Here is a 16,229-nt window from a genome sequence, read left to right on the forward strand (position 1 = left end):
TCAGGCCCGCCAGCGCGGGCCAATAAAGGGGTATCTATGAAAATCCGTGAGCTCGCCAACCACTGGGAACAGAATGCCAAAGGTCGCCTGACCAGGACCAGCTATGCGATTCACCTGGATGTGGAATCCGCCGCCCGGCTGGCGGCTCTGACCGAGATGTACCCGAAACGCCATGCCGAAGAACTGCTGGGGGAGCTGATCGGCGCGGCGCTGGAAGAGCTGGAGACCAGCTTCCCCTACGTCAAAGGCCAGCATGTGATTGCGACCGATGAAGAAGGCGATCCACTTTACGAAGATGTGGGCCCCACGCCGCGTTTCCTGGAGTTGTCACGACGCCATTTGCACGAACTTTCCGAGCAGCAGGAAGCTGAGCCATCCTGATTTCGCTGGATTTTCCTCCCGGTTGACCGCTTTAGAGCCCGGCAACGACAACACACGGCTGTGTTGTCAGGTGCCTGACAAACGACGTCAGTTTTCAGACGCCGCTCAAAAAAAACCTGAACTATTCAAAAACTGCACAGGTCCGAGCCGTTAGCCATTACAGAAAAGCCTACGGATAGCAGATGGCATTGCCAGCGCTACCTCGCTCGCTTCAGCCCTAAGCATGACTGTCATGGAAACCAAAGTTTTCAGGAGATAAACAATGGAATCGCACACCATGAACACCGTTACTGCCAAATCCAAATTCAAAGCTTTGAAACTCGCCGCACTGGCCCTCGGCGCCAGCTTTGTGCTGGCCGGTTGCGCAGGCAATCCGCCAAGCGAGCAGTACGCAGTCACTCAATCGGCCGTTAACAGTGCAGTTAGCGCCGGCGGCACCGAGTACGCAGCGGTAGAAATGAAATCGGCTCAGGACAAGCTCAAGCAAGCCGAAACCGCCATGCAGGACCAGAAATACGACGAAGCACGTCGTCTGGCTGAGCAGGCCGAATGGGATGCACGCGTAGCCGAGCGCAAGGCTCAGGCCGCCAAGGCTGAAAAAGCTGTGCAGGATGCCCGTCAGGGCGTCAACGAACTACGTGAAGAAGGCATGCGCCAGGTACAACCGGCACCGGCGCAATAACACCTGTTTTTCATGCATTTCGAATTCGATTTAAAGGACGAGACTACTATGCGCAAACAATTGATGATCCCTGCCCTGCTGGCCATGAGCGTCGCTCTTGCTGCTTGCTCCACGCCGCCCAATCCTAATCTGGAATCGGCGCGTACCAATTTCTCCGCGCTGCAAAGCAACCCGAAAGCCACCCAGGTCGCCGCCCTTGAAACCAAGGATGCCAGCGACTGGCTGAACAAGGCTGACGCTGCATACCGCGCCAAGGAAAACGAGAAGAAAGTCGATCAGCTGGCTTACCTGACCAACCAGCGCGTCGAGCTCGCCAAGCAGACGATCAACCTGCGCACCGCTGAAGAAAATCTGAAAGGTGCCGCCGCTGCTCGCGCCCAGGCTCGTCTGGATGCCCGTGACGCTCAGATCAAGGCCTTGCAGAGCAGCCTGAACGCCAAGCAGACCGAACGCGGTACGCTGGTGACCTTCGGCGACGTGCTGTTTGACCTGAACAAGGCCGAACTGCGCTCCAGCGGCCTGACCAATGTTAGCCAGCTCGCCAAGTTCCTGCAGGACAACCCGGACCGTAAAGTGATTGTCGAAGGCTACACCGACAGCTCGGGTTCGGCTGCGTACAACCAGTCGCTGTCCGAGCGCCGCGCTGGCTCCGTGCGCAATGCTCTGGTGCAGATGGGCGTTGATCCAGCGCGCATCGTTGCTCAGGGTTACGGCAAGGAATACCCGGTTGCCGACAACACCAGCAACTCGGGCCGTGCCCAGAACCGTCGCGTGGAAGTGACCATTTCCAACGACAACCAGCCAGTAGCACCGCGTTCGTCGATGCACTAAAACGCTGAAGCAATACTGAAAAGCCCGGCCAGTGTTCACTGGCCGGGCTTTTTGCTGTTCGCTTGTCCCGTCCTTTGTGGGAGAGGACTTGTCCTCGCTGAGTCAGCCCGGGCAACCTCAATCTGCCCGACAGAGCTTCATTGCCTGCCAGCCCCTTCGAGGACAAGTCCTCTCCCACAAAAGCAACGCCAGCCTCGCTTCAACGGATAGTGGATGTTCAAGGCTGCAACTGCTGCGGCGTTTCCTCGCCGGCGCAACGTACGGCCTGTTTCTTGTCGTTGATCAGTACGCCCGACAGCCCTTTTTGCGAAGTGTCGAACAGCACCAGCACGCCATCGATGCACTGCGCCACTTCAGTGGCCGGGGTCACGGATATCTTGTAGTCCTCGCCCGGCACGGTCTTGAGCATCGTGAACTGGTTGAGCAGCAAGGCATCTTCTGGCTTGGCGAAATGCAGGTAGCCGTAGTACCAGAGGGTGCCGACCGTGCCCAGGATGCAGCAGATTCCGGTGATGATCAGCGGGATGGCGTTACGTTCTTCGTTCATTGCGTTTTCTCGGACTCAGCAGTTTTCGGATTCGGTGTGGCAGCGGGATAGTTCGGCACTTCGGCCAGGCGCCGCAGGCCATTGAAGTGCAGCGGGTCTTCCAGATAGCGCAGCATGACCGCGCGCCACGTTGGATCGGAGAATGTCTGCACATGACCGCCACGGGTCAGTTGCAGCACACGCGGCGGCGGCGCGGCCTGATACAGGCTGATGCCATTGTTCAGCGGTACAAGGGTGTCGTCCATGCTCTGGAAAATCAGCATCGGCGTACCGGCCAGCTGTGGCAGGCCATTAATGGCGCTGTCTGCATCGGGAATCAGCCACGACAGCGGAGTTTGCAGCGGCCAGGTCAACCACGAAGTGCCCAAGGTGTAGCGCGCGACCTGCCGATAACTCGCCGGCGTTCCGTCCAGCACCAGCGCCTTGAGTCTGGCGCGTTGCGCAGGATGTTCAGCCAGATAATGCACGCCCAGCGCCCCGCCGATACTTTGCCCGAGCACCACCAGCGGCTTGCCCTGGACCTCGGAGGACTGATCGAGCCAGGCGAACGCGGCGTCAATGTCTTGATAAATGGCGGGCAAGCCCGGTTGCCCTTCCGACAGCCCATAACCGCGGTAATCCAGCAGCAGAACCTGATAACCCTGCTCCGGCAACCACCAACTGCCGCCCAGATGCCAGGCCAGATTTCCGCCGTTGCCATGCAGATGCAGCACCGTGCCTTTGACCGGGACGCCTTCCTTGGCTGGCAGCCACCAGGCGTGCAAGCGCGTGCCATCGGCGGCGGTCAAGGAGACGTCGCGAAATTGCAGATGGGCCTTTTCCGGCGTGAACGGCAGACCGGGCTCCGGGTAGAAGAGCATGGAACTGCAGCCGGACAGGGTGAACATCAGCGCAAGGGTGGTCAGCAACTTCAAGCGGGATTCCTTACAAAGTGGGCGCTCTCGAAGGGGTCAGTACATTCGGCAGATTTTTTCCGCCTGAAAAAATGTCTTCGCGAGCAAGCTCGCTCCCACAGATTGCGCTACAAAATATTCGAATAATCCGCTTCGATCCGGTCCAGGCTCAAGTGGTTGAGGAAGTTCGAGAAACACATCCAGGCTGACAAGGCATTCATGTCGCGAAACTGTTCGGGCAGGTATTTGGGCGGCACCACCAAGCCTTCATCGACCAATTGACGCATCGTGCGCATGTCTTCAAGGGTGGTCTTGCCGCAGAACAGCAGCGGAACTTGTTCCAGCTTGCCTTTGCGGACCGCCAGCTGAATATAGTTGTAAACCATGATGAAGCCCTTGAGGTAGGACAAGTCTTTGGTGAATGGCAGACCATTGGGCACCGATCCCCGGAAAACCCGACTGGCATTGCCATAGCTTTCCGACATGCCGAAGCCCTGCTCGCGGTAGAACTCGAAGACTTGCAGGAAGTCGGCGCCCTCCTCGGCCATATGAATCGCGCGGGTGCGGTTGGTCAGCTTGCGCAGGCGACTCGGGTAGGACGCAAAGGCGATGACTTCCATGAGAATCGCCAGACCTTCCTGAGTCACGGTCGACGACGGCGGGCCCTTGGACAGAAAAGTGCAGATCGGCTGGTTCTGGCCGTTCAGCGTCGTGCCCACGTGCACCAGCCCTTCGTGAACTTCCAGGGCGCGCACGTCGCGTTCGTTGAACATCGCGTCGGTGCGGATCTTGATGTAGTCGGCACCTGCGGCAGCGTCGGCGACGATGCCATCAGACTCGAACACCCGGATGGTTTCCTCGGCTTCGCCAAAGACCTTGTTCAGGCGGCTTTGCAGCATCGCCACAGCGTCCTTGGCAGTGAGCGTCTTGGCTTCATCCTTGAGGTCGCCGCGCCCGGCGATGTTGTTCAGGTAATCCGACAGCATCAGGCCCAGATCGGACAGCGTCGGATCGCCCGCATGAAAGGCATCCGATGCCGCCCCGTAGAGCTCTTGGGAGATCAGGCCGAAATCCGGCGTGCCCCGCGCTTCGAGCATGCGGATCACCATGCGGTATTCCTTGCACATGCGCCGCATGATCTGCCCCACCGGGTTGAACTGACCCAGTTGCCGGGTGAGGTCACGCTCGATGTTCTGGAACTCCAGCTTGACGGCGCCGGAGTCAAAACCCAGAGGTCGGTTGTCGTAGTAGGCGCGGTCCACATTGGGCATCGCCTTGCCTTTGGCGGCGAGGAATTCCTGGCGGACGGTGTCGTCCCACTTCACTGCATCCAGAACCCGAATCGGCGTCTGCGCCAATACGATTCGATCCGACAACGTGCGAATAGTCTGCTGGTACTCGTCCACCCGGTGCTCCTTCGTTGGTCAGGCCTTGGTTGGTTGGGCGTGTAGCCCTACTTGGGTATGCGCTGGTACCGCGCCACCTCAAGGAAAACATCTGAATTGGCCGGATCGTCAAGGTATCCGAACACGGTTTCAAGCGGACTGGTGATCAATACACCGTCGCCTTTCTCGGTTTCCATCGTCTGCCCGTCAAGCAGCTTTTGCTCGGTCCATTGCCTGATGTGATCCAGATCCAGGTTGTAGACCACCAGTTCATCGTTTTCCGTCAATTCAAAACCGGCAATCACGTAATTAGACCCGTATCGCTGCGGCAGGCCCGCCGACAGGTACCAGCGACTGCCATGTCGCGCCACGGTAAAAGCGTATTCATCGCGGTTCTTGCGATCACCTTTACGATAGCTGGTGGCCTTGTATTCATTGCTGCCGGCGCGTTTGATCTCCAGCTCAAGGGGTTCGCCCCAGGCGTTCTTGCTGGTCCAGGTTCCCAGCAACTGCGCTGGCGCAGCGTCATGGGCGGGGATCGGGTCCTTGAAGGTCACCAGACAGCCGCTGAGCAGCAGGAACGACAAGACTATGACCAGACGCCAGGCTTTCATGGGTTGCTCCCGAAAGGGCATGTCACTCGCCAGCAGGATTCGCTGTACCCAGCACCAGATGCATCTGGCGAGTAAGAATACCGAGGTTTTCTTTGTCCGCGTCGGGCTGCGGGCCGTGCAATAGAGCCTGATACTCCATCCGGCACATTACCCCCGTCAACACTTGCGCATCCTGAAGTGGCTGCGCCGAGCCCATGACCTGCAAAAACTGACAGGTGCCTTGCAGGAGAATTTCCTGATGCGCGCTGACCAGACGCGCCAGACGCGGGTTGATCAAGGCTTCGTGGTGGAAGGCATGTTCGGCAATCAGAAAGTCGCGCCGGGTCAGCAATTGGTGACGAATGTACTCCATGGCCATGCCGGCGATTTCATCGGCCAGGCGTGAACGCGCGGCGGCCGAGCCATCGTGGCGGGCGAGCATGTCGCGCAGAACGACTTCAGTGTTTTGCCAGAGCCTGGCCATATACGCGGCGCTGCGCTCGACGTATTGCGAGAAGGCATCGGTGAGCAGGTCATCGATGTCCTTGAAATAGTAGGTGGTTGCCGAGAGCGGCACGCTGGCTTCGGCCGCAACGGCCCGGTGCCGAACAGCACGCACGCCGTCACGCACCACGATGCGCATGGCTGCGTCGAGAATCTGCTGGCGGCGCTGCTCGCTGCCTTCCCGGCTCGCCTTGCGGCCGCGATACTCGACACTTTGCGCCACGGCGGTGGCGGCTCCTGCAGCTCCATTTTTTGCGATAGAACGGGTCACGACGGGGGTTCTCTCTAGAATTGGGAATTATTAACACTGCAAGTCTGTGGGAGAGGACTTGTCCTCGAATACGATTGGACGGTCACGGAGATTATTCAGATATTGTCGCCGCCTGAGCCACCGCCTTCGAGGACAAGTCCTCTCCCACCTGACCCTATCGACCAGCAGAGCAAAAAAAAGCCGCCCATCAAAGGCGGCTTGTTTTCACGTCACTTACGCTTGCGGGCGCATGTGCGGGAAGAGGATCACGTCGCGGATCGACGGGGCGTTGGTGAGCAGCATCACCAGGCGGTCGATGCCGATACCTTCACCGGCGGTTGGCGGCATGCCGTACTCCAAAGCACGAACGAAGTCAGCGTCGTAATGCATGGCTTCGTCGTCACCGGCATCCTTGTCCGCCACCTGAGCCATGAAGCGCTCAGCCTGGTCTTCCGCGTCGTTCAACTCGGAATAGGCGTTGGCGATTTCACGGCCACCGATGAACAGCTCGAAGCGGTCAGTGACGTTCGGGTTATCGTCGTTGCGGCGCGCCAGCGGCGACACTTCGAACGGGTACTGAGTGATGAAGTGCGGCTGCTCAAGCTTGTGCTCGACCAGCTCTTCGAAAATCATCACCTGCAATTTACCCAGGCCTTCGAAACCCAGCACCTTGGCGCCGGCTTTCTTGGCGATGGCCCGCGCCTTGTCGATGTCTTCGAGGTCGGCAGCGTTCAGTTCCGGATTGTATTTAAGGATCGAATCGAACACCGACAGGCGCACGAAGGGTTCGCCGAAATGGAACACCTTGTCGCCGTAAGGCACGTCGGTGCTGCCCAGAACCAGCTGCGCCAGCTCGCGGAACAGTTCCTCGGTGAGGTCCATGTTGTCTTCGTAGTCCGCGTACGCCTGATAGAACTCAAGCATGGTGAACTCAGGGTTGTGACGGGTCGAGACGCCTTCGTTACGGAAGTTGCGGTTGATCTCGAAGACCTTCTCGAAGCCACCGACAACCAGACGCTTGAGGTACAGCTCAGGCGCGATGCGCAGGAACATGTCCATGTCCAGCGCGTTGTGGTGAGTCTCGAACGGCTTGGCGGCTGCGCCACCCGGAATGGTCTGCAACATCGGCGTTTCGACTTCGAGGAAGTCGCGCTTCATCAGGAAGCTGCGAATGTGCGCGATGACTTGCGAGCGCACGCGGAACGTCTGACGCACGTCGTCGTTGACGATCAGGTCGACATAACGCTGGCGATAGCGGGTTTCGGTGTCGGTCAGGCCGTGGTGCTTGTCCGGCAGTGGACGCAACGATTTGGTCAGCAGGCGCACATTGGTCATTTCGACATACAGGTCACCCTTGCCGGAACGCGCCAGGGTGCCTTCGGCGGCAATGATGTCGCCCAGGTCCCAGGTCTTGACGGCGGCCAGGGTTTCTTCGGACAGGGTCTTGCGGTTGACGTAGACCTGGATGCGCCCGGACATGTCCTGGATCACCATGAACGAACCGCGATTGAGCATGAGACGACCGGCAACCTTGACCGGGATCGCCGCTTCCGCCAGTTCTTCCTTGGTCTTGTCGACGTACCGCTTCTGCAGGTCTTCGCAGTAGCTGTCACGGCGGAAGTCGTTCGGGAAGGCCTGACCCTTGGCGCGCTCGGCAGCAAGCTTTTCCTTGCGCAGGGCGATCAGGGTGTTTTCTTCCTGTTGCAGGGCTTGCGGGTCGAGTTGTTGGTCGCTCATGTCTTTAGATATTCCATCACAGGTTCGTTGTCCCCCGCCTGCGGCAGGGGATCGCGGGCAAGCCACGCACCGGCAGGGCCGGGGTGGCTGCGCGTGGTTACAGCCCTTGCTTGAGGCTTGCGATCAGGTATTCGTCGATGTCGCCGTCGAGCACCTTGTCGCAGTCGCTGCGTTCGATGTTGGTCCGCAGATCCTTGATCCGCGAGGCATCGAGCACATACGAGCGGATCTGGTGACCCCAGCCAATGTCGGACTTGGTGTCTTCCACGGCCTGGGAAGCGGCATTGCGCTTCTGGATTTCCTGTTCGTACAGACGCGCGCGCAACATCTTCATGGCGGTGTCTTTGTTGGCGTGCTGGGAACGCTCGTTCTGGCAGCAGACCACGGTGTTGGTCGGAACGTGAGTGATACGTACCGCCGAGTCGGTGGTGTTTACGTGCTGACCACCCGCGCCCGAGGAGCGGTAGGTGTCGATGCGCAGGTCCGACGGGTTGATGTCGATTTCGATGTTGTCATCGATTTCCGGCGAAACGAACACAGCCGAGAACGAGGTGTGGCGACGGTTGCCGGAGTCGAACGGGCTTTTGCGCACCAGACGGTGCACACCGATCTCGGTCTTCAGCCAGCCGAAGGCGTATTCGCCCTTGATGTGGACCGTGGCGCCTTTGATACCGGCGACTTCACCGGCCGACAGCTCCATGATGATCGCTTCGAAACCGCGCTTGTCAGCCCAGCGCAGGTACATGCGCAGCAGGATGTTGGCCCAGTCCTGCGCCTCGGTTCCGCCGGAACCGGCCTGGATGTCCAGGTAAGCGTTGTTCGCGTCCATGTCACCGCTGAACATGCGACGGAATTCCAGCTTCTCCAGCGCCTCGCGCAGACGCTCGACTTCAGCGGCGACGTCATCGACGGCAGCCTGGTCTTCTTCTTCGGCGGACATCAGCAGCAGGTCTTTGGCATCGACCAGCCCGGTGGACATTTCGTCCAGGGTGTCGACGATCTGCGAGAGCAAGGCGCGCTCGCGGCCCAGGCTCTGGGCGTATTCGGGTTTGTTCCAGACGTTGGGATCTTCGAGCTCGCGGTTTACTTCGGTCAGACGATCATGTTTGTGATCGTAGTCAAAGATACCCCCGAATGGTTTCGGAGCGCTCGGACAGGTCCTTGATGCTGTTTAGGATCGGGTTGATTTCCATGGTAGGCAGCACTCGCAGGCGAAATTTTCAAAGCCGGCGAGTATACACCGCTGTCGGCGCAGAGGGCAGTCCGTTGGGCAGTGGATTGAGCCGGGACCAATAATTCCCGTTGAAGCGAGGCTTGCCCGCGAATCGTTGTCTACCGGAATGCCCTCTTCCCGGATAAATCCGGTCCCACAAAATCAGCGCGATCCAGTGGGACCGGCTTTAGCCGGGAAGGCGCCGGTTCAGACAATACGTCTGCGGCGCCTAGCGTTCCCCCCAGACATAGAATCTCCAGCAGGTCGTGTTTACCCCACCGAAACCTGATTACGCCCATTGTTCTTGGCGGCATACAGGCCTTTGTCGGCTTCCTGGATCAATTGCCGGCTGTTGCTGCCCACCGGCGGAATGATGGTGGCCACGCCAATGCTGACGGTCAGGCTCGAACCCGGTGCCGGGGCGATGTGCGGGATGTTCATGCCGGCCACGCTCATGCGCAGTTTTTCGGCCAGCAGGCGCGCGCCGCCGGGGGATGTATTGGGCAGCACCAGCGCGAACTCTTCGCCGCCGTAGCGCGCCGGCAGGTCCGACGGGCGCGCGCAGCTGGCGCGAATCGCCTTGGCGACCTGACGCAACGCTTCGTCACCTTCCAGGTGCCCGAAGTTATCGTTGAAGGCCTTGAAATAGTCCACATCGATCATCATCAGCGACAACTGCGACTGTTCACGGATCGCACGACGCCATTCCAGCTCCAGGTATTCGTCGAAATGACGCCGGTTGGACAACCCGGTCAAACCGTCGGAGTTCATCAGGCGCTGCAGCACCAGGTTGGTGTCGAGCAGCTGTTGCTGGCTGACGCGCAAGGCGCGGTAGGCCTCGTCACGTTGCAGCAGCGTCATGTAGGACCGCGAGTGATAGCGGATGCGTGCCACCAGCTCGATGTTGTCCGGCAGCTTGACCAGGTAATCGTTGGCACCGGCGGCGAACGCCGCACTCTTGATCAGCGGGTCCTCCTTGGTGGAGAGCACGATGATCGGGATGTCCCTGGTCAGCGGATTGTTGCGGTACTCGCGCACCAGCGTCAGGCCATCCAGCCCCGGCATCACCAGGTCCTGGAGAATCACCGTGGGCTTGATCTGGACTGCCTGGGCAATGGCCTGATGAGGATCGGCGCAAAAATGAAAATCGATGTTTTCTTCATTGGCCAGCCCGCGACGTACCGCTTCGCCGATCATGGCCTGATCGTCGACCAGCAATACCATTGCAGCGTTTACATCGGAGGACTTGAAATTGCCCATCTGCAGGTCATTCATTTGGGAACTCCTGAGCACCGGTTGGCAGTGGACTCAACGGGGATGTCATAGGGCGAACACCTCTCTCAAGCGAGACGCAATGGTGTCCAGCGGTCGGATTTCGGCAGCTGCATCGATGGCGGCGGCAGCCTTGGGCATGCCATAAACCGCGCAGGACTGCTGATCCTGCGCGATGGTCAGATAACCTTGCTGACGCATCAACTTGAGTCCCTGCGCGCCGTCTCGTCCCATTCCAGTCAACAAAACGCCCACTGCGTCACCGTTCCAATAGCGGGCCACACTCTCGAAAAACACATCGATCGAGGGCCGATAGATTTCGTTAACCGGCTCGGCGGTATAGGCCAGCGTGCCGTTCTTCAACATGCGGATATGGTGATTGGTGCCCGCCAGCAGAACCGTGCCGCTGCACGGCGGCTCGCCTTCCCTGGCCAGGCGCACCGGCAAACCGGAAGCGCTGCTCAACCATTCGGCCATACCGGCGGCGAAAACCTGATCCACGTGCTGCACCAGCACGATGGCCGCCGGGAAGTTCACCGGAAGCCCCTTCAAAATGATTTCCAGTGCTGCCGGACCGCCCGCCGAAGAGCCGATGGCGACCAGCCCCCTACGCTGCACGGCAGTGCGGATCGGGGTTGCGGTAGCGGGTTCGCGCGTACCGCGCTGACCGATCAACCAGCCGATGTTGAGGATCTTGCGCAGCAAAGGCGCGGCGGCTTCCTTAGGGTTGCTGCCACCGATGGCCGGTGTGTCCACCACGTCCAGCGCGCCGTAGCCCATGGCTTCGAATACGCGGTGCACGTTCTGCTCACGGTCCACGGTGACCACGACAATGGCGCAGGGTGTGGCCGCCATGATCTGTCGCGTTGCCTCCACGCCATCCATCACCGGCATGATCAGGTCCATCAGGATCAGGTCCGGTGTCTGCTCGGCACAGCGGCGCACCGCTTCGGCGCCGTCCGACGCCACCCAAACCACTTGATGCGCAGGCTCGAAGGCCAGCGCACGACGCAACGCTTCGATAGCCAGCGGCATGTCGTTGACGATTGCAATTTTCATCCTTGAGCATCCCCGATCAATTCGGCAACGGCATCGAGCAGCGCGTCGTCATGAAAACTGGCCTTGGCCAGATAATAATCAGCACCGGCATCCAGGCCTCGGCGTCGATCTTCCTCACGATCCTTGTACGAAACCACCATCACCGGCAGCGACTGCAGACGTGTGTCCCGGCGCAACAGCGTGACCAGTTCGATGCCGTCCATGCGCGGCATGTCGATGTCAGTGATCAACAAGTCAAAATCTTCGGCACGCAAGGCATTCCAGCCATCCATGCCGTCCACCGCAACCGCGACTTCATAGCCGCGATTGACCAGCAGCTTGCGCTCCAGCTCGCGCACCGTCAGCGAGTCATCCACCACCAGCACGCGCTTGCGGGTGACCGCGTCGACCTGGCGATTACGTCGATCAATGCGCTCCAGACGCCCGGTATTCAGCAGCTTTTCTACCGAGCGCAGCATGTCTTCGACATCAATAATCAGTACCGCCGAACCATCGTCCAGCAATGCCCCGGCCGAGATGTCCTGGACTTTGCCCAGACGCGGATCCAGGGGCAGGACTACCAGCGTGCGCTCGCCGATGAAGCGCTCCACCGCCACGCCATACACGGCATCACGTTCGCGGATCACGACCACTTTGAGCACGCCATCGGTGTTTTGACCGGACGGACGTTGCAGCAACTGACTGGCGGCAACCAGCCCCACATGCCGGCCCTCGTGCCAGAAATGCTGGCGGCCTTCGAGCTGGATGATTTCGTCAGACGCCACGTCGCTCATGCGTTCGATGTGCGCCAGCGGGAAGGCGTAGGCTTCACCGCCCACTTCCACAACCAGACTGCGCACCACCGAAAGGGTCAGGGGCATTTCCAGCAGGAAGCGGCTGCCCTGCCCTGCGGCCTGCTCCAGCCCGACACCGCCGCGCAACTGGCGCACCATGTCCTGAACCGCATCCAGCCCGACGCCGCGCCCGGAAATTTCGGTCACCTTGTCGCGCATGCTGAAGCCCGGCAGGAACAGGAAGCTCAACAACTCCTCCTCACTCAACTGCGCGGCGGTTTCGGCGGGCGACAACTGCCGCTTGACGATATTGCTGCGCAGTTTCTCCAGATCGACGCCGTTGCCGTCGTCACTCAGTTCAACCAGCAACTGCCCGGCCTGATGCGAGGCCTTGAGCCGGATCAGGCCCTCCGCCGGTTTGCCCGCCGCGATGCGTTCTTCCGGCAGTTCAATGCCATGGTCCACAGCGTTGCGCAGCAGATGGGTCAGCGGCGCTTCAAGTTTTTCCAGCACATCGCGGTCGACCTGGGTTTTCTCGCCTTCGATTTCCAGGCGCACCTGCTTGCCCAGTTCGCGGCCCAGATCGCGGACCATCCGCACCTGACCACTCAGCACGTCGGCAAACGGCCGCATGCGACAGGCCAGCGCCATGTCGTACAGCTGCCGGGAACGCTGCGCTGCCAGCCAGCCGAATTCATCCAGCTCGGCAGTCTGCTGGATCAGCATCTGTTGCGCCTCGGCCAACATCCGACGTGCTTCGTGCAGGGCTTTCTGGGCCTCTGGCGCCATGCCGGTTTCGCCGAACCCGGCTTCAAGGTCATCCAGTGCGCGCTGACTGCTGCCTTGCAGACGCTTGAGGCGTTGCATATTGGTCAGAAACGGTTTGAGGCGCTGGGTCTCGACCAGGGATTTACTGGACATGTCCAGCAAGCCGTTCAAGCGCTCGGCGGTGACCCGCAAAACCCGTTCACCACCTTCGCTGGCCCGTCGGTTGCGGCGCGGCGAAGCGGTGGCTCGGGTTTGCGGCTCGGCCGTTGCCGCCTCGGGCGCAGGCTGCACAGCGCTGTTGGCGGTCGACTGGATCGCGGCACCGGATAGCGCCGCGTCAGCCAACAGCAAGGCGCTGGCCAGCAGGGCGGAGTCGGCAGTGGATTCGGTCGCGGCCGGCAGCAACGTCGCGCCGCGCAACATGCCCGTGCCCTGTTTCAGCGCGGTGTTCATCCGCGCCACGTAGGCATCGACGTCGGCTTGCTCGACATTGCTCGCGCCGGGCGTGGCGATACGCAGCAACAGATCGGTGCCCTGCAACAAGGCGTCGATATGCTCGGGTTGCAAGTACAGGCGACCTTCCTGGGCGCTGACCAGACAGTCTTCCATGACGTGGGAAACACTGACCCCGAACTCAACCCCGACGATGCGCGCCGCACCCTTGAGCGAGTGGGCGGCGCGCATGCACGATTCCAGGTATTCGGCCTGGGTAGGGTTGCGTTCAAGGGCCAGCAGGCCGGCGCTCAGGACCTGGGTCTGGGCCTCGGCTTCCAGAGTAAACAGCTCGAACAACGAAGCGTCGCGCATTTGATCCGGGGTCATGTCAGGCTCCGATTGATCGCCGAGATCAATTGCTCTTCATCCAGCAGGCGCAGGCTGTAATTCTTCCACTGCAGCACCCCCCGGGTGAACCGCGCGTTGGCGTGAGCGCCGGAGGCGGACGCCGAATCCAGCAGGGTTTCGTCCATGGCATGAATGCCGTCAACTTCATCCACCGGCACCACGACCGAACCGCCCTGCGCAGCGATGATCAGCATGCGCGGCATGATCCGTAGCGAGTGCGCGAGGGCCGGTGCAGGGTCCAGGCCCAGCAATTCCACCAGCGACAGGCAGGCAACCAGCGCGCCGCGCACATTGGCCACGCCGAGCAACGCCCGGGAACGCTGATGGGGTAACGAGTGAATCGCCTGCAATGGCGAGACCTCCACCAGACACCGGGTCGGCAAAGCCAGCCATTCTTCGCCCAGGCGAAACACCAGCGTCGAACGGGTCTTGATGTCGATGTGCATCGCGCTGGTCAGCGAGTAATCATGATCGTCGCGGGTCAGCGCATAACGGTCGAGCAGACGCGTCGCTGCGGCCGAGTAAACCGGGCAGTTGCGGCAGTGAATGTGCTCGACCAGCAACGGACAGGAACGGTCGCCGTGAATGCCGATGCGATTCCAGCAGTCATCGATGGCTTGAGCGTCTTCGTGCGTAAAACTCGCATAGCCGTAACTGCCGCTCATTGCCTGTTTCCTTGTTTATTCACGCCACGGGCTGCGCGCTCCTGCAAGCGACGCGCACCACTGCTGTCGCCCTGAGCCTCCAGCAACGCAGCGAGTTGCGCCAGCGTCTCGGCGTGCTGAGGCTGCAAATAAAGGGCCTTGCGGTAGAAACCTTGCGCCAGCGCGGCCTTGCCCTCCACTTCGCTGAGCAGCCCAAGCCAATAGAAAATCTGCGCGACCGGTTCGTGGTGTTGCAGGAAGCGCTCGCAGGCTGCACGTGCCTCAGCGCTCCGCCCTTCGTTGGCGAGGCTGGCGATGGTGGCCAGCAGGGTCGCGACGTCGTCCGTGGTGCCGCTCGCCGCTTTCGCCGCAACGGACGCGGGGCGCGCCGCTGGCACTGGCGCGGTGGCTCGCGGGTATGCACGTGCGGGCATCCGCACGGGCGGCGCGACCGCCGTGCCCGGCATGCTGCGGGCAAGGCTTGCCAGCGGCAGCGGCACCTGGATCGTACTGGCTTCCTGAGGCGGCTCGACGTGGTGACTGAATGCAAACGTCTGCGGCACGCCAATGGAACGCATGCCCATGCGCGTCAGCAGACTGCCCTCGGCAGGCCCGATGAACAGCACGCCGTCATCGCGGGTCAGGCGTTTGAGCACCTCGAATACTTGTTTCTGCGTCACTTGGTCGAAATAGATCAGCAGGTTGCGGCAGAACACGAAATCGTAAGCCACCTGGGTCAGCAGCGTCGGGTCGAGTAAATTGCCGGCGCGGAAACGAACACGACCACGCACTCGTTCGTCTATCAGAAGCCCATCCTCCACGGCACTGAAATAGCGCTCGCGAAAGGCGGTGTCGTTCCCGCGAAAAGAATTCTTGCCGTACACCCCATGCTCGGCACGGGCGATGGACAGGGGGCTGATGTCCACGGCGTCGATCTGGAACTGCTGCGCGCCGATATGCGCATCGAACAACGCCATGGCGATGGAATAAGGCTCTTCACCCGTCGAACACGGCAAGCTGAGGATGCGTACCGGACGCACACCCTGCAGCACTGCGAGTTTTTCGCTGACCAGTTTGCCCAGAGTGACAAAGGATTCCGGATAACGAAAAAACCAGGTTTCGGGCACGATCACGACTTCGATCAACGCCTGCTGTTCGCTGGCCGAACCGTGCAACAGCGCCCAATAACTGTCGTAGTTGGCCGACGCGGAGGCAGCGCAACGTTGGCGCAGCGCACGTTCGATGATCGCTTCGCCAACGGACGCGACGTCCAGACCAATGCGATCCTTGAGAAAGGCAAAAAAGCGCGTCAATTCGCTCATTACTGCTCCCCGCCCGCATCAGTTGGCAGCGGATACAACAGCGCCCGCACCGCATCGCTGAGCAGATCCTGCACACCAATCCATTGCAACAGGCCCGACGCGTCTTCGCGAACCGGTCCCAGATAGCGTGCGTCAGGACTGTCCAGCCCATATGCCTTGAACTCGCCGGGCGCGCAACGCAACGTGTCGGTGGCCTGCTCCAGAATCAGACCAAGCAGTTGCGCCGGGCGTTGGGCATCGACGCGATAATTCACTAACACCAGGCGGGTGCTGGTGCGCGCTCGCGCTGGCTGGCCGAAGGTCAGCGCACTCAGATCAACGACCGGAATCATCGTGCCGCGATGGGCCAACACCCCGGCCACCCAATGCGGCGCATGGGCGATCGGCTTGAGTTGCAGGCGCGGCAATATTTCAGCGATTTCCAACGCGTCCAGTGCGTAACGCTCCTCGCCGATGCGAAACAACAAAAACAACTTGTTGTTGCACGTCGAGTGGCTGCCGCGCCTGACTGGATGAACACTCATGGACTGGG

The 16,229-nt window shown here is 60.6% G+C and carries 16 protein-coding genes; 3 read left to right on the forward strand and 13 right to left on the reverse strand.

What is annotated here, in order from left to right:
- Positions 1-36: 36 nt before the first annotated feature.
- The 3 genes from ACP7E4_RS04625 (at position 37) to ACP7E4_RS04635 (ending at position 1,894) form a co-directional block, all read left to right on the forward strand.
- A complete protein-coding gene (locus ACP7E4_RS04625; protein ID WP_426112107.1) occupies positions 37-381 on the forward strand; it encodes a pilin assembly protein in 345 nt (114 codons plus the stop codon).
- 262 nt (positions 382-643) lie between these two features.
- A complete protein-coding gene (locus ACP7E4_RS04630) occupies positions 644-1,063 on the forward strand; it encodes a DUF4398 domain-containing protein (RefSeq protein WP_426112109.1) in 420 nt (139 codons plus the stop codon).
- 48 nt (positions 1,064-1,111) lie between these two features.
- Positions 1,112-1,894, forward strand: coding sequence for an OmpA family protein (locus ACP7E4_RS04635; RefSeq protein ID WP_426112111.1), 783 nt, complete (start codon positions 1,112-1,114; stop codon positions 1,892-1,894).
- 217 nt (positions 1,895-2,111) lie between these two features.
- Here the strand turns inward: ACP7E4_RS04635 and ACP7E4_RS04640 are convergent, their stop codons facing one another.
- The 13 genes from ACP7E4_RS04640 to ACP7E4_RS04700 all read right to left on the reverse strand — a co-directional run bounded on the left by ACP7E4_RS04640 (position 2,112) and on the right by ACP7E4_RS04700 (position 16,221).
- Complete coding sequence (locus ACP7E4_RS04640; protein ID WP_331151976.1) at positions 2,112-2,441, reverse strand: hypothetical protein; 330 nt, start codon at positions 2,439-2,441, stop codon at positions 2,112-2,114.
- Positions 2,438-3,328 carry an alpha/beta hydrolase gene (locus ACP7E4_RS04645; RefSeq protein WP_426112543.1) on the reverse strand — a complete coding sequence of 297 codons (891 nt, stop codon included), beginning with the start codon at positions 3,326-3,328 and terminating at the stop codon, positions 2,438-2,440. The genes ACP7E4_RS04640 and ACP7E4_RS04645 overlap by 4 nt, the downstream gene beginning before the upstream one ends.
- Before the next feature lie 134 nt (positions 3,329-3,462).
- On the reverse strand, positions 3,463-4,740 hold the full coding sequence (locus ACP7E4_RS04650; RefSeq protein ID WP_426112113.1) for a flavohemoglobin expression-modulating QEGLA motif protein: 1,278 nt from the start codon (positions 4,738-4,740) through the stop codon (positions 3,463-3,465).
- A gap of 47 nt (positions 4,741-4,787) precedes the next feature.
- Positions 4,788-5,333 (reverse strand): hypothetical protein, encoded by a 546-nt coding sequence (locus tag ACP7E4_RS04655; protein ID WP_426112115.1) that lies wholly within the window; start codon positions 5,331-5,333, stop codon positions 4,788-4,790.
- A 22-nt stretch (positions 5,334-5,355) separates the two neighbouring features.
- Positions 5,356-6,087: a TetR/AcrR family transcriptional regulator gene (locus tag ACP7E4_RS04660; RefSeq protein ID WP_426112117.1), complete on the reverse strand. Its 732-nt coding sequence runs from the start codon at positions 6,085-6,087 to the stop codon at positions 5,356-5,358.
- Positions 6,088-6,300: 213 nt separating this feature from the next.
- Entirely contained in the window at positions 6,301-7,803 is a 1,503-nt protein-coding gene (gene lysS / locus ACP7E4_RS04665; protein ID WP_426112119.1) for a lysine--tRNA ligase, read from the reverse strand.
- 97 nt (positions 7,804-7,900) lie between these two features.
- Positions 7,901-8,996 (reverse strand): peptide chain release factor 2 gene (prfB, locus tag ACP7E4_RS04670; protein ID WP_426112121.1). Its coding sequence is split into 2 segments (ribosomal slippage): positions 7,901-8,923 and positions 8,925-8,996, totalling 1,095 coding nucleotides; the frame shifts between segments, so codons are not numbered across the junction.
- 290 nt (positions 8,997-9,286) lie between these two features.
- Positions 9,287-10,291 (reverse strand): diguanylate cyclase domain-containing protein, encoded by a 1,005-nt coding sequence (locus tag ACP7E4_RS04675; protein WP_426112123.1) that lies wholly within the window; start codon positions 10,289-10,291, stop codon positions 9,287-9,289.
- Between the two features lie 45 nt (positions 10,292-10,336).
- Entirely contained in the window at positions 10,337-11,347 is a 1,011-nt protein-coding gene (locus tag ACP7E4_RS04680; RefSeq protein ID WP_426112125.1) for a chemotaxis response regulator protein-glutamate methylesterase, read from the reverse strand.
- Positions 11,344-13,710, reverse strand: a complete 2,367-nt coding sequence (locus ACP7E4_RS04685) for a hybrid sensor histidine kinase/response regulator (RefSeq protein ID WP_426112127.1) — start codon at positions 13,708-13,710, stop codon at positions 11,344-11,346. The genes ACP7E4_RS04680 and ACP7E4_RS04685 overlap by 4 nt, the downstream gene beginning before the upstream one ends.
- Complete coding sequence (locus tag ACP7E4_RS04690; RefSeq protein ID WP_426112129.1) at positions 13,707-14,396, reverse strand: chemotaxis protein CheW; 690 nt, start codon at positions 14,394-14,396, stop codon at positions 13,707-13,709. Before ACP7E4_RS04690 ends, ACP7E4_RS04685 begins: the two co-directional genes overlap by 4 nt.
- Complete coding sequence (locus ACP7E4_RS04695; protein WP_426112131.1) at positions 14,393-15,697, reverse strand: CheR family methyltransferase; 1,305 nt, start codon at positions 15,695-15,697, stop codon at positions 14,393-14,395. The genes ACP7E4_RS04690 and ACP7E4_RS04695 overlap by 4 nt, the downstream gene beginning before the upstream one ends.
- Positions 15,697-16,221, reverse strand: a complete 525-nt coding sequence (locus ACP7E4_RS04700; protein WP_426112133.1) for a chemotaxis protein CheW — start codon at positions 16,219-16,221, stop codon at positions 15,697-15,699. The genes ACP7E4_RS04695 and ACP7E4_RS04700 overlap by 1 nt, the downstream gene beginning before the upstream one ends.
- Between the last annotated feature and the right edge of the window lie 8 nt (positions 16,222-16,229).

Origin of the sequence: Pseudomonas sp. DSP3-2-3, from assembly GCF_049898225.1 — a bacterium.
GTDB lineage: Bacteria > Pseudomonadota > Gammaproteobacteria > Pseudomonadales > Pseudomonadaceae > Aquipseudomonas.